The organism is Citrobacter sp. 50677481 (assembly GCF_001463265.1).
GTDB lineage: Bacteria > Pseudomonadota > Gammaproteobacteria > Enterobacterales > Enterobacteriaceae > Citrobacter_A > Citrobacter_A sedlakii.
In genome coordinates this window covers 108666-125736 of record NZ_LNHZ01000027.1, presented here as the reverse complement: position 1 = coordinate 125736, position 17071 = coordinate 108666, and the positions used below count along the sequence as shown (strand labels likewise).

The following is a 17071-nucleotide window of genomic DNA, read 5'->3' as shown; positions in this document are numbered from 1 at the left end:
AAATTCTCCAAACTTTACTGTTTTATTGCTCTGCCGGAACGTGACAGAGCATGTTGTATTTGCCAGGCGACCGTATCCTGCCGGAAGCGCGGGTTATTCACAATCGATTTAACACACCATTTACATCAATTTTTATTGCAGATGAATACTATTTTCTTGCAGGTTGCACTCTCTCACATTTTTTACGGTTGCACCTTTTAAAAGTGTTAAGTGCCGCAGAGAAAAAGATACCGTTATTCTTTTCGCTGCGGTCATAGCGCTTTCTTTTATTAACAATTCATTCATTTTTAAGCTTGTTATGCAGGTCACATTTAACGTGGTTGCACAAAGTTGCAACATAGTGGATATTTCTCGATAACTAATCGCAGGACATTACCGAATAACAGGAGCAGACGGCATGGGAACCACCACGATGGGGGTTAAACTGGACGACGCCACGCGTGAACGAATTAAGCTGGCGGCCACGCGCATTGATCGCACCCCGCACTGGCTGATCAAGCAGGCCATTTTTAATTATCTGGAAAAGCTGGAAAATGAAGACGCGTTACCGGAGCTTCCGGCGTTGCTGGCAGGCGCGGCAAACGAAGGCGATGAACCGTCTGCCGCGCAGGAAGACGTCCATCAGCCGTTCCTCGAATTTGCCGAGCAGATCCTGCCGCAGTCGGTTTCGCGCGCCGCCATTACCGCAGCGTACCGTCGTTCAGAAACCGACGCCGTTTCCATGCTGATGGAACAAGCGCGTTTGCCGCAGCCGGTCGCCGAACAAGCGCACAAGCTGGCATATCAGTTGGCGGATAAACTGCGCAACCAGAAAACCGCCAGCGGTCGCGCCGGGATGGTTCAGGGACTGTTGCAGGAATTTTCCCTCTCTTCGCAGGAAGGCGTGGCCCTGATGTGTCTGGCGGAAGCGCTACTGCGTATTCCGGACAAAGCAACGCGTGACGCCCTGATCCGTGACAAGATCAGCAACGGAAACTGGCATTCACACATTGGTCGTAGCCCGTCGCTGTTTGTCAACGCCGCCACCTGGGGGTTGCTGTTCACGGGCAAACTGGTTTCCACCCATAACGAAGCCAATCTTTCTCGCTCGCTGAACCGCATAATCGGCAAAAGCGGCGAACCGTTGATCCGCAAAGGCGTGGATATGGCGATGCGTCTGATGGGCGAGCAGTTCGTGACCGGTGAAACCATCGCCGAAGCCCTGGCGAACGCCCGCAAGCTGGAGGAGAAAGGTTTCCGCTACTCTTACGATATGCTCGGCGAAGCCGCGCTGACCGCTGCCGATGCGCAGGCTTATATGGTTTCTTACCAGCAGGCGATCCACGCGATTGGTAAAGCGTCCAATGGTCGCGGCATCTATGAAGGACCGGGGATCTCCATCAAGCTCTCCGCCCTGCACCCGCGCTACAGCCGCGCGCAATACGATCGGGTGATGGAAGAACTCTATCCGCGGCTGAAGTCCCTGACGCTGCTGGCGCGTCAGTACGATATTGGGATCAATATTGACGCAGAAGAAGCCGACCGTCTGGAAATCTCCTTAGACCTGCTGGAAAAACTGTGTTTTGAACCAGAGCTGGCGGGCTGGAACGGGATTGGCTTTGTGATTCAGGCTTACCAGAAGCGCTGTCCGTTTGTGATTGATTATCTGATCGATTTGGCCACCCGCAGCCGCCGTCGCCTGATGATCCGCCTGGTGAAAGGCGCTTACTGGGACAGCGAGATCAAGCGCGCGCAGATGGAAGGTCTGGAAGGCTATCCGGTCTATACCCGTAAGGTGTACACCGATGTTTCTTACCTGGCCTGCGCGAAAAAGCTGCTGGCGGTGCCTAATCTTATCTACCCGCAGTTTGCGACGCATAACGCCCACACGCTGGCGGCCATCTATCAGCTTGCGGGACAGAACTATTATCCGGGCCAGTATGAATTCCAGTGCCTGCATGGCATGGGCGAACCCCTGTATGAACAGGTCACCGGAAAAGTGGCCGACGGCAAATTGAATCGTCCTTGCCGCATTTATGCCCCGGTGGGCACCCATGAAACACTGCTGGCGTATCTGGTGCGTCGTCTGCTGGAAAACGGCGCGAATACGTCGTTTGTTAATCGCATTGCCGACACCACCTTGCCGCTGGATGAGCTGGTGGCCGATCCGGTAGAAGCCGTGGAGAAGCTGGCGCAGCAGGAAGGCCAAACCGGGTTGCCGCATCCGAAAATTCCGCTGCCGCGCGATCTCTACGGCAAAGGCCGCGACAACTCCGCCGGTCTGGATCTCGCCAATGAACACCGTCTGGCGTCCCTCTCCTCTGCCCTGCTCAACAGCGCGTTGCAGAAATGGCAGGCGAAGCCGATGCTTGAAGATGCGGTTGCTGAAGGGGAAATGCGCCCGGTAATTAACCCTGCCGAACCGAAGGACATCGTCGGCTATGTGCGTGAAGCGAATGAGGCGGAAGTGGAGCTGGCGTTGCAAAGCGCGGTTAACAACGCGCCCATTTGGTTCGCGACCCCGCCGGAAGAACGCGCGGCGATCCTGCATCGTGCCGCGGTGCTGATGGAAGGCCAGATGCAGCACTTAATTGGCATTCTGGTGCGCGAAGCCGGGAAAACGTTCAGCAATGCGATCGCTGAGGTCCGCGAAGCGGTGGACTTCCTGCATTACTATGCCGGTCAGGTACGCGATGATTTCGACAACGAAACGCACCGTCCGCTGGGTCCGGTGGTCTGTATTAGCCCGTGGAACTTCCCGTTGGCGATCTTCACCGGACAAATCGCCGCCGCGCTGGCCGCGGGCAACAGCGTGCTGGCGAAACCCGCCGAGCAGACCCCGCTGATTGCCGCCCAGGGCGTCGCAATTCTGTTGGAAGCGGGCGTACCGCCGGGCGTGGTACAACTGCTGCCAGGACGCGGGGAAACCGTGGGGGCGTCGCTGACCGCTGACAGCCGCGTGCGCGGCGTGATGTTTACCGGCTCAACGGAAGTGGCGACACTGCTGCAACGCACTCTCGCCACCCGACTGGACGCGCAGGGACGCCCGGTTCCGCTGATCGCCGAAACCGGCGGCATGAACGCGATGATCGTGGACTCCTCGGCGCTCACCGAACAGGTGGTTGTCGACGTGCTGGCCTCGGCGTTTGACAGCGCCGGTCAGCGCTGTTCTGCACTGCGTGTACTATGCCTGCAGGATGACATTGCTGACCATACGTTGAAAATGCTGCGCGGCGCGATGGCCGAATGCCGGATGGGCAACCCCGGTCGTCTGACCACGGACATCGGTCCGGTGATTGACGAAGAAGCAAAAAACAACATTGAACGTCACATCCAGACAATGCGTGCAAAAGGCCGTCCGGTGTTCCAGGCGGTGCGTGAAAACAGTGATGACGCCCGCGAGTGGCAGAGCGGTACTTTTGTGATGCCCACGCTTATCGAGCTTGAAAGTTTTGACGAACTGGAAAAAGAGGTCTTCGGCCCGGTACTGCACGTGGTGCGTTACAACCGCAATAACCTGGAGGCCTTGATTAAACAGATTAACGCTTCCGGCTATGGCCTGACACTGGGCGTCCATACTCGTATTGATGAAACTATCGCCCAGGTTACCGGCTCAGCGCATGTGGGCAACCTGTATGTCAACCGTAACATGGTGGGCGCGGTGGTCGGGGTTCAGCCGTTCGGCGGCGAAGGCTTGTCCGGCACCGGCCCCAAAGCGGGTGGACCGTTGTACCTGTATCGCCTGCTGGCCCACCGTCCGGAAAACGCGCTGTCGATCACCCTGGCGCGTCAGGATGCGGAGTACCCGGTTGACGCTCAGCTTAAGACCGTGCTAACGGAGCCGCTGACGGCGCTACGCGACTGGGCGCGCGATCGCCCCGAGTTGCATCAGCTTTGCCAGCAATTTGGCGAACTGGCGCAGGCGGGAACACAGCGTCTGCTGCCGGGTCCCACCGGCGAGCGCAATACCTGGACGCTGCTGCCGCGCGAACGGGTATTATGTATTGCCGATGAGGAACAGGACGCACTGGCGCAACTGGCGGCGGTCATCTCGGTTGGCAGTCTGATCCTGTGGCCAGACGATGCGTTCCACCGCGAGCTGGCAAAACGGCTTCCCGCAGCGGTTACCGCCCGCATTCAGTTTGCGAAAGCCGACAGCCTGACTTCGCAGCCATTTGACGCGGTGATCTTCCATGGCGATTCCGATCAGCTTCGCGCACTGTGTGAAGCGGTCGCCGCCCGCGAAGGCGCGATTATCTCCGTGCAGGGCTTTGCCCGTGGAGAAAGCAATATCCTGCTGGAACGGCTGTATATCGAACGGTCGCTAAGCGTGAATACCGCCGCCGCAGGCGGTAACGCCAGCCTGATGACAATCGGTTAATCGTGTAGAATCCCCCCGGTGGCGCTACGCTTACCGGGGCTATGTCTCAACCGTAGGCCGGATATGCACAGCGCATCCGGCTTTTTAATACGGAGGAAAGGATGAAAAGAATCGTTATCGCAGGCGCGACGCTGCTGCTGTGCGCAAACGCGCTGGCCGATGAGTGTGCGAACGCCACAACCCAGGCCGACATGAACGCCTGTGCTATTACGCAATATCAGACGGCGGATAAAAAGCTCAACGATACTTACCAGCACGCGCTTAAACGCGCGGCGCCCGCGCAACAAGCGCTGCTGAAAAAGGCGCAAACCGCGTGGATTGCGGTGCGGGACGCCGACTGCGCGCTGATCAGTTCCGGTACCGAAGGCGGCAGCGCCCAGGTGATGATCGCTAATCAGTGTCTGGCGGATAAAACCACCGAGCGCGAAGCGTTTCTCGCCTCGCTGCTGCAATGTGAAGAAGGTGACATGAGCTGCCCGTTGCCGCCAGCAGGCTAACGAACGCGGATCCCTTCGATGATCATGCGCTGGACGTTCGCCACCGTCCGATCAAAAAAGGCCTCATCACGCAGCGTTGCGCCCGTTACTGCTTCAACCTGCGGCGCGAAGTCGGCGTAATGCTGGGTCGAGGCCCAAATCATAAAGATCAGATGATGCGGATCGATCGGCGCCAGTTTGCCGCTGTTGACCCATCCGGCAATCAGCGCGGATTTGTCATCAATTAACGCTTTCAGATCCCCGGTCAGTTCGGCCATCAATAGCGGCGCGCCTGCCAGCATCTCCATACAGAATAACCGCGACGCCTGTGGGTAATCGCGGGAAACTTCCAGCTTCAGGCGAATGTATTCGCTTATGGCTTCCAGCGGTGCGAAATCCTCGCGAAACGCTTTGAGCGGCGCCAGCCAGATGTCGAGGATCTGCCGCAGCACGGCGACATAAAGCGCCTCTTTAGACGGGTAGTAATAAAGCAAATTGGTTTTCGATACCCGGGCCTGCTCGGCGATCTGCTCAAGGCGCGTGCCATGAAAACCATACTGGGAAAAGGTGTTTAACGCCGCCGTTAAAATAGCCTGACGTTTCGCGCTAACCGCCCGCGAGCGTTTACCACTTTTGTTTACAGCCCCCTGCGCCATGCCCCTCTCCTGTCCGTTCGTTCCGGGTGTTATTCACCTGCCGAATAAAAATAATGGCGCTTAGTCTGCGGGGGGTTAAGAGACAGTTCAACCGTACCGGCAAAAAAAACCGCCGGAAAATTCCGGCGGCGGTGGTTTCATCACCTCGGCGTTAGTCATGTTCATTAACGCGTTGCATGATGGTCTTCAGGGTGGGGTCACGCTAGCTTTTGCGGTTACCGCCGCTGCTCTTGCCCCCTTTCTTACCTGCTTCAGATGCACGTTGCGGGTCATTTTTAAAATTCCCCCCGCTGTGCTGGCCACCTTTACGACCTGCTTCTGATGCTCTTTCACGGTCTTCGGCAAAATTACCGGAACCGCCTCGATGGTTTGCCATTACTGACCTCCGTCATTGATTAGACATCATATTGCATAGGTTTTGAGGAGTGATTCCTCACGCAACGTATGACCGGTGACATCATTTTCGCTACGTGATACTAAGCTTAGGCAATACGGGCGGTTCAGCCCGCGTATCGTAATATCCTGCAACAGCTATCCGCCGTTATCGGCAATAATCGCCGCGAACAATCAATAAGCCATTCTTATGATTAAAAAAACTCACCGGCAGAAAATGTATCATTTTGCTACAAAAGCCATTTCAGTGAAAATTGTTATAAATCAAAGAAATGGTGGCGATATTTGCACTCTGGGCGTGACGGCATATCTTTATAAAGGGTAGCGAATCGCTACAGACACGGTTAACGCGAGGAGTAGGACAAATGGCTAAAGTTCTGGTGCTTTATTATTCCATGTACGGACACATCGAAACAATGGCGCACGCGGTTGCAGAAGGCGCAAACAAAGTCGACGGCGCTGAAGTGGTGGTTAAGCGTGTGCCAGAAACCATGCAACCTGAAATTTTCGCCAAAGCAGGCGGCAAAGCCCAAAACGCCCCCGTCGCCACGCCGCAGGAGCTGGCTGATTATGATGCCATTATTTTTGGTACCCCAACGCGCTTTGGCAATATGTCGGGACAAATGCGCACCTTCCTCGATCAGACGGGCGGCCTTTGGGCTTCTGGCGCGCTGTACGGCAAACTCGCCAGCGTGTTCAGCTCCACCGGTACCGGCGGTGGCCAGGAACAGACCATTACCTCCACATGGACTACACTTGCCCATCATGGGATGGTCATTGTGCCTATCGGCTATGCCGCCCAGGAACTGTTTGATGTTTCGCAGGTTCGTGGCGGAACGCCGTACGGCGCGACGACTATCGCCGGCGGTGACGGCTCTCGCCAGCCAAGCCAGGAAGAACTTTCAATCGCTCGCTATCAGGGTGAATACGTTGCCGGTCTGGCCGTTAAGCTCAACGGCTAGTCTTCAACAGGAGGATAAGCATGCCAACTCAAGAAGCAAAAGCGCACCGCGTCGGTGAATGGGCAAGTCTGCGCAATACGTCGCCGGAAATAGCCGAGGCCATCTTTGAAGTGGCCGGATACGATGAGAAACTGGCCGAGAAAATTTGGGAAGAAGGCAGTGATGAAGTCCTGATCAAAGCCTTTGATAAAACGGATAAAGATTCGCTCTTCTGGGGCGAGCAAACCATCGAACGCAAAAACGTCTGACCCCACTTCCCCCGCATTCGCGGGGGAACCTCTCTTATTTTGCTGCCGCATTCATAACCGCGTCGAATTTATCGATCGGGCAAAACCCGTTGGCGTCCACCGGACAGCCTTTCAGTTCCAGCGTCACACGCTGCGGTGGGGATTTCAGCGTCAGGACATCCGCGTTTCGCAGTTGCTCACTGCTTTGATAGACGTATTCGATTTTCATCAGATCGCGTCTGGCGCGGCTGTCATGCCAGCGCTGGAAGACAATTTTGCCGCCAATCGGCGTACGCTCGTACTGGTTATGCAACTGGTATGGCTTGAAGTCGAGCGCCGTCAATAGCGAAGCGATATTCGAGTCATGCCCTACCAACACGGTAATTTTCGGCGCGTTAACGCGATCGGTCACCAGCGTCTTGTCGATATAGTTCACCAGGGGCGCTGCCACGTTGCGCGCCACGTCCGCAGAGGTAAACAGGCTGTCCTGATAGCCATTTTTCAGTTTCGACAGCACCTTCCACTGCTGATCGGTTTTGATTTCGCCCCATGCGACCTGATCCATCGGAAAGCCTTCGTAGTACTGCAGGGTGAACGCGTCCACCAGCGAGTTACCGACCTTCAACGGCCCGGAAACGCCCGGCTCCTTCTGGTACGTCGCGCTGAACGTATCTTTTTCGTCCGTCAGTGAACAACGTTGTTTTTCTTTACATGACGGAGACGTATTGTAACGGGTGATCTGCTCAAGCAGTTTATAACTCTCGTCGAGATGCATGCCTGCGCGCTCTTTTTGCATCGCCTGGATGGCTTTCTCGCTGAACGCGGCGGCGTCGTCGGTGATCACCGGATTGAAGGTCGGGTCCATCGTGCCCATTTTTTCCTGATGATGTACCGGCACATCGCAGCCGGGGAATGCGCCGGTTATAAAGAATTGGGCAGTGGCGACGGTGCGTTGCAGACTGTTAGCATAGGCATAAACCGCGTCAGACGCCGGACATTCGCCGGACTTTACCATCCCCTGCGCGGCCAGCCATTCGCGCATATAGTGCCCCATATACACCTCGAGCACGCCGCCTTTCGTGGTGAGCTGTCCGCCCGGTACGTCCCATTCAGGCCACTTATTCGGCGTCGACTGTTCCAGTACGCTGCCGTTATTCGCCAGCGGCGCGCGCAGGTTGTGTCGGCTCATCATCAGCACTTGCTGTAGCTGATAACCTTCCGGTGTGGTTTGCGCCTGCGCGCCAACAGACACCAACATGCCCCCAGCCACTGCGGCGGCAATTAACGTTTTTTTCATCCCTATGCCTCTTGTTGTTATTTACGCGCCATCAGTGTGACAGAGTGTTGATAAATTTCCGGGAAGGTATCCGCAAAAACAGCGGAAAAAGATTGACTTCGACGCTGCCGCTTATTCTGGCAGAAACGCGTGAAGGCCGTATAAGGGCCTTCGCAGAAGGCTTCCGTTCGCCTCATGTTCTGTGCTTCTCCGGACGCCCGGATAGCAAGGGAGGCGGCGATCCTCCCTTGCGCGTTCACGGGTGCTGAACGTTCAGAGACGCACTGTCCGTAAGGTAAACGCAACCTGTTGTCGGTGTGACATATTTGCCCCTTCCCCGGGTACGTCTACGAATCCATTCCCGCCCACCACAGGCGTAATTTCATTCCCCAGTAGCTGGTCCAGCCGCTGGTGGTCGAAACAACCTGCCCTTTCGACAGCACCACCAGCGTCGGCGTCACGCTAACCGCCCAGCGGGTGGAAAGCGTGCCGTTAGCATCGTTGACGACCGGAAATGAGACCCCTTTGCGCGCCAGCCACCGGGCAACCAGCGGGTCGTCGCCAGAGCGGAGTGCCACCGTGAGCACATTCTTTCCTTCAGCCTGAAGCCGCGCGACATCGGGGGTTGTAAAACGACAAACGCCGCACCAGCTTGCCCAGAAATACACCAGCAGCGGCTGCTCCTCGCTCAGTGCGGCCAGGGTGACGCTTTCGCCATCCAGCGTCCTCAGCGGCATACTGTCAAAAGACGGCGGGGCCTGCGGAGCGCGCCAGGCGTCAAGCAGTAACGTGCCGCCAGCCAGCAGCACCAGCAGGATAATCCCCTCCCGCAACCAGCGTCGCAGTTTACTGACCATGCGCCACCGCCAGTTTCTCTTTGACCACCTCGTTCAGCACCTCCCAGGAGACCGCCCCTGGGATCAGCTCATCGCCAATGATTGTCGCTGGCGTCCCTTGTACGCCAATCAACCGCGCCAGTTGCAGGTTAGTGCTCAGCGTCTCCTGACTTTTCACCTCCAGCGTGACCGGACTCGCCCCCGACTTCGCTTGCGCCTGACGGATGCTGGCGTCGGTATGATACCCCCGCTTCTGCATCAACCTTTCATGCAACGCCGGAAACTGTTCCGGATGCTCACGCCACGTCGTCAGCGCAGTACGCGCCGCCAGCACCGAGCTTTCACCTTTAAACGGCAGCGGTTTCACGATCACCGCCACGTCGGGATAGGTCTTTACGATTTTTTCCAGCAACGGGTCAAGCTGTTTGCAGTAGGGACAGTTGTAGTCGGTAAAATTCACCAGCGTCAGCTTCGCCTGTTTTGCGCCAATGCGCGGACTGCCCGGATCGTTAAACAGCGCCTCATCAATCAACGCTTCAATTTGCCTTTCCTGTTCAGGCGTAAACGACGCCGCTTCTTTCGCCACACTGACAGCGCTGAATAGCGACAAAAAAAGTATTAACAGATAGTTCATGGCGTCTCTCCTTTCGCTTCTGCCAGCGTTTTCAGCAAGTTGTCGCGGGTTAAAAGGGTTGGCAGCGTCTGCCCTTGAGGCAGGCCGGGGCCATAGATTTGGTTATATGGCACGGCGACCTGACCGCGTGCGTTGAGAAAGGCGGTGATCTCATCAGACGGCAACGTCCAGTCTCCCCGCAGCGCAACCACATCCGGTTGCCCCAGCGCCTTCTGCACGGACGGCGTTGTGAGAACATTGTATTTATTGACCTTGCAGGTAATGCACCACTCGGCGGTGACGTCGATAAACACGCGCTTATGCTGCGCGAGCGCATTGGTAATGGCCTGCTCGCTCAGCGGTTGCCAGTTAACGCGCTCTTTTTCTGCGGGCGTCGATGAGAAGCCCAGATGCGGCAGCAGCAGCGTTGCCAGCCAGATTGCCGACCCCAGCATCATCAGACCGAGCAGTCGACGCAGTCCATTCATCCAGCGCCCCGGACGCGGCAGACGCTGCGCCAGACCGGGCCGCATCGCCACCAGCAGCCACGGCAGGCTCATCCCCACGCCAAGCGCGAGGAAAAGCCCCCACAGCGTCGGTAACGAGGCGGTCAGCGCCACCGCCACTGCGGTGCCGAGGAACGGCGCGCTGCAAGGCGTCGCCAACAGCGTGGCGAAAGCGCCTTGCCAGAAATGCCCGGCCAGGCCGTTGCCGCCGTGGGTCGCCAGTTTTGTCGTCAGGGAGGCAGGCAAGCGAAAGGTGAACAGGCCAAACAGGCTGGCGCTGAAGGCTAACATGACCAGCATCATCACGCCGATAAACCACGGGTTCTGGAACTGTATTCCCCACCCCAGTGCCTGGTTGCTCAGGCGCAGAATGGTCATTAACAGCGACAGCGCCATGAACGACGCCAGTATGCCGACCACCGAAGCAAGGAACTGGCGACGGACCTGCCGGCGACTTTTATCTTCCACCAGCAATACCGAACCCAGCTTCATAGCCAGTACCGGCAGCACGCAGGGCATAAGATTCAGGATCAAACCGCCCGCCAGCGCCATCAGCACGACCTGCCAGAGCGGTAACCCGCCGCCGACCGCGGCGGGCGCATCGCCAGGCGTAAGTTCACTCTCCTGCGCAACCTCGTTATCCGCCAGCACCAGCGTCAACGGTTGGCCGCGCAGATCGGGCGCGCCTTCTCCCCAACTGTCGTGAACCGGAACCGTCGCCCGCATCGTGTCACCGTCAACACGAATATGCGGTTTGCCAAAATCCACCTCCCCAACGCTATCGAGAAACAACGCGGGATCCGTCCAGCCTGCGCTCCGCTGCGCCGTCACGATCAGTTCGCCGGGACGCGCGTCGGCCTGAAGCGTATCCGTCAGCCCTTGCGCCAACGGAATGCGCCCCATCGCCTGAGCGTAATCGTGGGCAAAGCCAGCATCCCGGGAAGATGGCGTGACGGAAAAGGGATAATCGGTGAGCAGACACACGTTGCTACAGGTAGAAAGCGTCAGCACGCCAGCAAGCGTGGCGGGCGCTTTCCCCTGAACGCGCAACGGAAACGTGACGCGCTGGTGATAGCCCTGGGTGGTGATACCGGCAACGTCAAAACGCGCGGGCGTCGGCCAGAACCAGTTGACGGCTGGCGAGTTCTCTTTCCACGCGATGGACGGCGCAATGCCGCCTTCGCCGGGCGAACGCCAGTAGGTTTTCCAGCCGTTTTCCAGCTTGACGTCTATGAGCAGGCGCGTTTCACCCTGCGCAGTGGTGTCCGCACGAACCCGTACGCTGGCATGATCGTTCTGCGGGGAACGCAACCAGCCGCTCTCTGCCGCCCAGGATACGGGCAGCCAGAGGAATAACAGACAGATCAGCGCCTGCCTGAATGCAAGAATCATAATTTTTCTCCATGAATGATTAACTAACTGTGCAGCACAGCCGGTCTGTCATTCACGGAAGACGCAGAATCGGAGATGGACCCGTAGTCCGGGCGGAGAAATAACGCGTTGCGGAAAGAACGGTAAACGCACCGTCCGTCGCGGGGTTAGCAGGGCAAGGAGTAGACAAAACGCCAGTATCGCGCCTTCGAAAACCACCGGCGGCGCGGCAAGCAACGATTTTGCACTGAGCTCACACGGCGTGACGGGCGTTGCGTCATCCGGTGCCGACGAGGGCGCAGAAACGACCGTCGTCGCCGTGGCCGTGTCCATCTGCAACGCATGCAGGCCCGCCATGCGCTGCGCGGTACAAACTATCACCACAACACATGCCAGGCAGAGAAACCACCATCCCATCCGTTGACGTTTCGCCATTACACCCTCACTCATTGACGCGAGTTATCTTAGCCACTGTCGGGGAATAAGCAACTGTTGGGCTGTAAAGTTATGTGGGTCATAAGGTTGGCATACGGCGACGGGAGGATTACCCTACACTTAACGGTGACACCTTTTCAGGGATCCCTTCAGCCTGTATTGATTAACCCGAGAGAACGCTATGGAATTAAAGGATTATTACGCCATCATGGGCGTGAAGCCGACGGACGATCTCAAGACGATCAAGACCGCTTACCGCCGACTGGCCCGCAAGTACCATCCAGATGTCAGCAAAGAAACCGACGCCGAAGCCCGCTTTAAAGAAATTGCCGAGGCGTGGGAAGTGTTGAGCGACGAGCAGCGCCGCGCTGAATACGATCAGCTGTGGCAGCACCGTAACGACCCGCAGTTTAACCGTCAGTTTCAGCAGGGCGAAAACCCGCGCTACAACGCCGAAGATTTTGACGATATTTTTTCCTCCATTTTTGGTCAGCAAGCGCGGCATACGCGTCAGCGTCACGCCAGCCGCGGCCATGATATCGAAATCGACGTTGCGGTCTTTCTTGAAGAAACGCTGGCGGAACATAACCGCACCATCAGCTATAACCTGCCGGTATATAACGCGTTTGGCATGGTAGAGCGCGAAATGCCTAAAACGCTGAACGTAAAAATCCCGGCGGGTGTGGGCAACGGTCAGCGGATCCGCTTAAAAGGCCAGGGAACCCCGGGCGAAAACGGCGGGCCGAACGGCGACCTGTGGCTGGTGATTCATATCGCGCCCCATCCGCTGTTTGACATAGTGAATCAGGATCTGGAGATCGTGGTGCCACTGGCGCCATGGGAAGCCGCGCTGGGTGCGAAAATTGCGGTGCCTACGCTGAAAGAGAGCATTCTGGTGACCGTTCCCCCCGGCAGCCAGTCCGGGCAGCGCTTGCGCATTAAAGGCAAAGGCCTGGTAAGCAAAAAACAGACCGGTGATTTATACGTGGTCATCAAAATTGTGATGCCGCCGAAACCTGACGAACACGCACGCGCGCTGTGGCAGCACTTGGCGGAGGCGCAGTCGGGGTTTGATCCGCGCAAAGACTGGGGGAAAGCATAATGGCTAATGTCACCATCACCTTCACGGTTACTGAATTTTGTCTGCATACCGGCGTCACGGAAGAGGAACTGAATGAGCTGGTCGGGTTGGGTGTGATTGAACCGTATGACGATACCGCTCCCGGCTGGCAGTTTGACGATCGCGCCGCAGCGGTGGTACAGCGCGCGCTCCGGCTGCGTCAGGAACTGGCGCTGGACTGGCCGGGTATCGCCGTTGCCCTTACTCTACTGGAAGACAATACGCGTTTGCGCCAGGAAAATCGCCTGCTGCGCCAGCGGCTTTCGCGCTTTATTGCCCATCCATAAATTCCGGGCGGCGAAAGCTGCCCTTTTATCCAGCAATGATATAAATCAACGCTGACGCTGTCGGATCACCGTAGAATAGTAGCATCTAGAATACCACTTTATGGGAAGCCGTGGGCCATGAGCGATAAGAAACGAACGCGCTGGCAGCGCCGTCCGGGAACGACAGGCGGTAAACTCCCTTGGCATGACTGGCGCAACGCCACCAGTTGGCGTAAAGCGACGCAGTTTCTGATGTTGGCGATCAATGGGTATATTGGCGTGACCTTTTATTACTGGGTGCGCTATTACGAAACCGGCGGAGCCAGCCTGTATCTGCCCCGCCCTGGCGGAATTGAAGGCTGGCTACCTATCGCCGGTCTGATGAATCTGCGCTACACGCTGGAAACCGGATTTCTGCCGCCAATTCATGCTGCCGCCATGCTGTTACTGGTGGCCTTTATGCTAACCAGCCTGCTGCTGAAAAAATCTTTCTGTTCGTGGCTGTGTCCTGTCGGTACGCTGTCGGAACTTATCGCCAATCTTGGGAAGCGGCTCTTTGGCCGTCATTTCAGTCTTCCCCGGTTTCTGGATATTCCCTTGCGGGGACTAAAGTATCTTTTGCTGGTCTTTTTTCTCTCTATTTCGTTGTCGATGCCTGCGCAGGGTATACAGTATTTTCTGATGTCCGCCTACGGCATTATTATCGATGTCAAAATGCTCGATTTCTTTCGCCATATCGGCACGATAACGCTCCTCAGCGTCGCGCTGCTGGTGGTCCTGAGCTTATTTATTCGTCACGCCTGGTGTCGCTATCTGTGTCCTTACGGCGCATTGCTGGGGCTGTTATCTCTGCTTTCACCGTTCAAAATCCGCCGTAATGCCCGTCGCTGTATTGACTGTGGTAAATGCGCGAAAAACTGCCCGTCGCGTATTCCGGTAGATAAGCTGATCCAGGTGCGCACCGTGGAATGTACGGGCTGTATGACCTGCGTGGAGTCCTGCCCGGTCGCCCAGACCCTGAGTTTTTCTCTGCGCACGCCTGGCGGAGAGACAGGTAAACGGCACGGCGCGCTGTCCGGGGTGACGATGACGCTGCTGGTGTTAGGGATTATGTTCGCCAGCGTGGCGTTCGCGATGCTGGCAGGCGTGTGGGAAAGCCCGGTGCCAGAACATCTCTATTTTCGCCTGATTCCGCAGGCAGGCGCCATTGGGCATTAAATCCGAGCCGGATGAGGACGTCATCCGGCACGAAAGATTTATTCCGGCTTCTGGTCGTCGGCGATACCATCCTCGATAAAATCTTTATCCAGTTCTTCCGCGTTGCCTTCATGATCGCGCCCGGAAAGAATGTTCCAGCAGGCGATAAACAACGCGGCGACCAACGGACCAATCACAAAGCCGTTAATGCCGTAGATTTCCATGCCGCCCAGCGTGGTGATCAGGATCAGGTAGTCCGGCATCTTCGTGTCTTTGCCGACCAGAATCGGTCGCAGAATGTTATCCACCAGACCGACAATCACCATAAAGAAACCGACGATAAAAAAGCCCTGCCACAGCTGCTGCGTCGCAAACAGATAAATGGCCGCAGGCACCCAGACAATGGCAGAGCCTACCGCCGGGATAAGCGACAGGAACGCCATCAGCGCGCCCCATAAAATACTGCCTTCGATTCCGGCAATATAAAACGCAATCCCGCCCAGCGTCCCCTGCACTATCGCCACCACAACCGTACCTTTTACCGTCGCGCGGGAAACGCCGGCAAATTTCGCAAACAGATGCTGCTTCACAAAGTCTGACAGGGGAAGCGAATCGAGGATCTGACGCACCAGAAAAGGCCCGTCTTTTAGCAGGAAGAACAGCAGATACAGCATTACGCCGAAACTGATGGCAAAGCCAAAGGTTCCTTTGCCAATCAGAAACGCGCTACCTGCCAGATACTGCCCCCCTTTCAGGGCCACCTCAGAGAGTTTTTGTTGGATTTCCGCAGCGCTGTCGAGATTGTGATCGGCAAGAAACGTTCGCGCCCAGTCAGGCATATGGGCAAATAAACTCGCGATCACCTCCGGAAACTGGGCGTTATTATTCTGTAGCTTGACGTAAACGACGTTCAGTTCGAAGGCCAGCGAGGAGAGGATGAGTGTCAGCGGAATGAAGACGATCAGACAGATAATCCCCAGCGTCAGCAGTGACGCCAGACCATTGCGTTCTCCCAGCGCGACGCGCAATTTGTTCTTTATGGGATAAAAAATAACCGTAAGGATCGCAGCCCAAAGGATAGCGGAGAAGTACGGTGACAAAACATCGAAGAACACCCATGTCACCATAACCAGCAGGAAAAGGAAAAATCCTTTTGTCAGTCCGTTAAAACGCATTAGTCAGTCCTGTAAACAAAACAACTCTTTGGACTATAGGTCTGATTGGGAATTTTACAATCCCGGAGAGCAGGAAAAATGCGGCAACAAAGGCGCCCCCTTTCCATCGTGCGTTGTGGAAATGGCCACTCAAGAGCCAGAGCAGGCATAATTATTACTCTCTCTCTGGCAAAACCACCCAATCTGTCATAATTTTAGGTGTTAATATTTTATAGCCAATAGTTCTCGCCGATATTTTTCTTGCCAGAATCATCTGAGGCGAGGTAAATCAGAACCAACAAAATATTACTGTCGGCATTTCTATTTTGCAGCTTACCGCTTCGCTTTATTTGATCAAAAAATGATCGCATTTTAATTAGTAACGTAAAGTTATGTATAGCTTTCAATAAGATTTTTACCGCTTACCTGCTGAATTAAAAAGAAAAATAAAAAGAGATAACAAAAACGATCGTTTTTCAAGGACTTACATCACCTTGAAACATAGTGAAACGTTGTTTACTTTTAGAAACAAGCCTACACCAGCCTATTTCAAATGATATCAAGAAGTGCGTAACTTAAAGGAGTTAAGTGTGAAGTGGACAGTAATTGACACAATTGCATGCCCTAATACTGGTATTGCGTTTTCCAGCATCGTCAGCCTAAAAATGCTCAAACTGGTAATTTGGTATGAAGGAGATGTCATTATTCCAGCCGGATCAACAATTGAACCTTTTGCGGAAGGCATAAAAATTGATGGAGAATATCATCCACTAAAAGTCTACAATATCACGACGCTTAAACTTTCTGTCTGGCGCGAAATGAAAGAGAAAATTAAATGTCCGGAAAGCAGTCGCGACGACGATGATCTCTGCCTTACCCCCTTCAAATGCGCACTCAAAGTTTGCCCTTACGGTAAAAAACGCCCACAACATTCATTGGTGTCCTGAAGGACTCTTTCAACAAGGATGTGCTTACGCGCGCGTCTGTTAGGTATAACGAGCAAGCATCGCTTCCGGGATGGGGCACAGCGCGGAGTCCGCTCGATAGACGGGTTGCGATGCCTATTCGCCCGCGACGCAAAAGGTGACGCGTTTTTTATCGCCGACCAGCTTATCCTGTACTTCCATTCTGACGACTGACTGGAGGTTTCCTGTGTGTGGACGCTTGCACAAGCTCAAACCAGTGAAGAGCATCTTGCCTACCAGGCAGACGAAGCCTGTCGT

Annotated in this window: 16 protein-coding genes; 8 read left to right on the top strand and 8 right to left on the bottom strand. The window is 55.7% G+C overall.

Annotated elements, in window-relative coordinates; genetic code table 11:
* The first annotated feature begins 397 nt into the window (after nt 1-397).
* Complete coding sequence (gene putA, locus APU02_RS06320) at nt 398-4360, top strand: trifunctional transcriptional regulator/proline dehydrogenase/L-glutamate gamma-semialdehyde dehydrogenase (protein WP_060569579.1); 3963 nt, start codon at nt 398-400, stop codon at nt 4358-4360.
* A gap of 101 nt (nt 4361-4461) precedes the next feature.
* Nucleotides 4462-4857, top strand: a complete 396-nt coding sequence (locus APU02_RS06315) for a lysozyme inhibitor LprI family protein (protein WP_060569578.1) — start codon at nt 4462-4464, stop codon at nt 4855-4857.
* Here the strand turns inward: APU02_RS06315 and rutR are convergent.
* Both rutR and APU02_RS06305 read right to left on the bottom strand, forming a co-directional pair.
* Entirely contained in the window at nt 4854-5492 is a 639-nt protein-coding gene (gene rutR, locus APU02_RS06310) for an HTH-type transcriptional regulator RutR (protein ID WP_042287908.1), read from the bottom strand. The genes APU02_RS06315 and rutR overlap by 4 nt on opposite strands.
* 202 nt (nt 5493-5694) lie before the next feature.
* Nucleotides 5695-5868 carry a general stress protein gene (locus tag APU02_RS06305; RefSeq protein WP_042287910.1) on the bottom strand — a complete coding sequence of 58 codons (174 nt, stop codon included), beginning with the start codon at nt 5866-5868 and terminating at the stop codon, nt 5695-5697.
* Between the two features lie 382 nt (nt 5869-6250).
* On the opposite strand from APU02_RS06305, the gene wrbA reads away from it, so the two are divergent.
* On the top strand, nt 6251-6847 hold the full coding sequence (wrbA, locus tag APU02_RS06300; RefSeq protein WP_042287913.1) for an NAD(P)H:quinone oxidoreductase: 597 nt from the start codon (nt 6251-6253) through the stop codon (nt 6845-6847).
* 20 nt (nt 6848-6867) lie between these two features.
* Nucleotides 6868-7095, top strand: a complete 228-nt coding sequence (locus APU02_RS06295; RefSeq protein WP_042287915.1) for a YccJ family protein — start codon at nt 6868-6870, stop codon at nt 7093-7095.
* Nucleotides 7096-7129: 34 nt separating this feature from the next.
* On the opposite strand, the gene agp is transcribed toward APU02_RS06295, so the two are convergent.
* The 5 genes from agp to APU02_RS06270 all read right to left on the bottom strand — a co-directional run bounded on the left by agp (nt 7130) and on the right by APU02_RS06270 (nt 12111).
* Nucleotides 7130-8371: a bifunctional glucose-1-phosphatase/inositol phosphatase gene (gene agp / locus APU02_RS06290; protein ID WP_060569577.1), complete on the bottom strand. Its 1242-nt coding sequence runs from the start codon at nt 8369-8371 to the stop codon at nt 7130-7132.
* 326 nt (nt 8372-8697) lie between these two features.
* A complete protein-coding gene (locus APU02_RS06285; RefSeq protein ID WP_060569576.1) occupies nt 8698-9207 on the bottom strand; it encodes a protein disulfide oxidoreductase in 510 nt (169 codons plus the stop codon).
* Entirely contained in the window at nt 9197-9820 is a 624-nt protein-coding gene (locus APU02_RS06280) for a DsbA family protein (RefSeq protein ID WP_060569575.1), read from the bottom strand. Before APU02_RS06280 ends, APU02_RS06285 begins: the two co-directional genes overlap by 11 nt.
* Complete coding sequence (locus tag APU02_RS06275; RefSeq protein WP_060569574.1) at nt 9817-11697, bottom strand: protein-disulfide reductase DsbD domain-containing protein; 1881 nt, start codon at nt 11695-11697, stop codon at nt 9817-9819. Before APU02_RS06275 ends, APU02_RS06280 begins: the two co-directional genes overlap by 4 nt.
* 48 nt (nt 11698-11745) lie before the next feature.
* Entirely contained in the window at nt 11746-12111 is a 366-nt protein-coding gene (locus tag APU02_RS06270) for a hypothetical protein (protein WP_042288212.1), read from the bottom strand.
* 181 nt (nt 12112-12292) lie between these two features.
* Between APU02_RS06270 and cbpA the strand changes: the two genes are divergently transcribed.
* From cbpA to APU02_RS06255, 3 genes are all read left to right on the top strand, one after another.
* Complete coding sequence (gene cbpA, locus APU02_RS06265) at nt 12293-13213, top strand: curved DNA-binding protein (RefSeq protein WP_060569573.1); 921 nt, start codon at nt 12293-12295, stop codon at nt 13211-13213.
* Nucleotides 13213-13518, top strand: a complete 306-nt coding sequence (cbpM, locus tag APU02_RS06260; RefSeq protein ID WP_042287937.1) for a chaperone modulator CbpM — start codon at nt 13213-13215, stop codon at nt 13516-13518. The genes cbpA and cbpM overlap by 1 nt, the downstream gene beginning before the upstream one ends.
* 117 nt (nt 13519-13635) lie before the next feature.
* Nucleotides 13636-14715 carry a 4Fe-4S binding protein gene (locus tag APU02_RS06255; RefSeq protein ID WP_060569572.1) on the top strand — a complete coding sequence of 360 codons (1080 nt, stop codon included), beginning with the start codon at nt 13636-13638 and terminating at the stop codon, nt 14713-14715.
* Nucleotides 14716-14753: 38 nt separating this feature from the next.
* Here APU02_RS06255 and APU02_RS06250 read toward each other — a convergent pair whose 3' ends face one another.
* On the bottom strand, nt 14754-15869 hold the full coding sequence (locus APU02_RS06250) for an AI-2E family transporter (protein ID WP_060569571.1): 1116 nt from the start codon (nt 15867-15869) through the stop codon (nt 14754-14756).
* Nucleotides 15870-16438: 569 nt separating this feature from the next.
* Between APU02_RS06250 and iraM the strand changes: the two genes are divergently transcribed.
* Complete coding sequence (iraM, locus tag APU02_RS06245) at nt 16439-16795, top strand: anti-adapter protein IraM (RefSeq protein WP_042287946.1); 357 nt, start codon at nt 16439-16441, stop codon at nt 16793-16795.
* The last annotated feature ends 276 nt before the right edge of the window (nt 16796-17071 follow it).

Bases quoted from the DNA above. Each gene is read 5' to 3' on its own strand.
- putA (WP_060569579.1), top strand. From the start codon at position 398: ATGGGAACCACCACGATGGGGGTTAAACTGGACGACGCCACGCGTGAA.
- APU02_RS06315 (WP_060569578.1), top strand. From the start codon at position 4,462: ATGAAAAGAATCGTTATCGCAGGCGCGACGCTGCTGCTGTGCGCAAAC.
- agp (WP_060569577.1), bottom strand. From the start codon at position 8,371: ATGAAAAAAACGTTAATTGCCGCCGCAGTGGCTGGGGGCATGTTGGTG.
- APU02_RS06285 (WP_060569576.1), bottom strand. From the start codon at position 9,207: ATGGTCAGTAAACTGCGACGCTGGTTGCGGGAGGGGATTATCCTGCTG.
- APU02_RS06295 (WP_042287915.1), top strand. From the start codon at position 6,868: ATGCCAACTCAAGAAGCAAAAGCGCACCGCGTCGGTGAATGGGCAAGT.
- APU02_RS06270 (WP_042288212.1), bottom strand. From the start codon at position 12,111: ATGGCGAAACGTCAACGGATGGGATGGTGGTTTCTCTGCCTGGCATGT.
- APU02_RS06255 (WP_060569572.1), top strand. From the start codon at position 13,636: ATGAGCGATAAGAAACGAACGCGCTGGCAGCGCCGTCCGGGAACGACA.
- APU02_RS06280 (WP_060569575.1), bottom strand. From the start codon at position 9,820: ATGAACTATCTGTTAATACTTTTTTTGTCGCTATTCAGCGCTGTCAGT.
- APU02_RS06305 (WP_042287910.1), bottom strand. From the start codon at position 5,868: ATGGCAAACCATCGAGGCGGTTCCGGTAATTTTGCCGAAGACCGTGAA.
- rutR (WP_042287908.1), bottom strand. From the start codon at position 5,492: ATGGCGCAGGGGGCTGTAAACAAAAGTGGTAAACGCTCGCGGGCGGTT.
- APU02_RS06275 (WP_060569574.1), bottom strand. From the start codon at position 11,697: ATGATTCTTGCATTCAGGCAGGCGCTGATCTGTCTGTTATTCCTCTGG.
- wrbA (WP_042287913.1), top strand. From the start codon at position 6,251: ATGGCTAAAGTTCTGGTGCTTTATTATTCCATGTACGGACACATCGAA.
- cbpM (WP_042287937.1), top strand. From the start codon at position 13,213: ATGGCTAATGTCACCATCACCTTCACGGTTACTGAATTTTGTCTGCAT.
- cbpA (WP_060569573.1), top strand. From the start codon at position 12,293: ATGGAATTAAAGGATTATTACGCCATCATGGGCGTGAAGCCGACGGAC.
- APU02_RS06250 (WP_060569571.1), bottom strand. From the start codon at position 15,869: ATGCGTTTTAACGGACTGACAAAAGGATTTTTCCTTTTCCTGCTGGTT.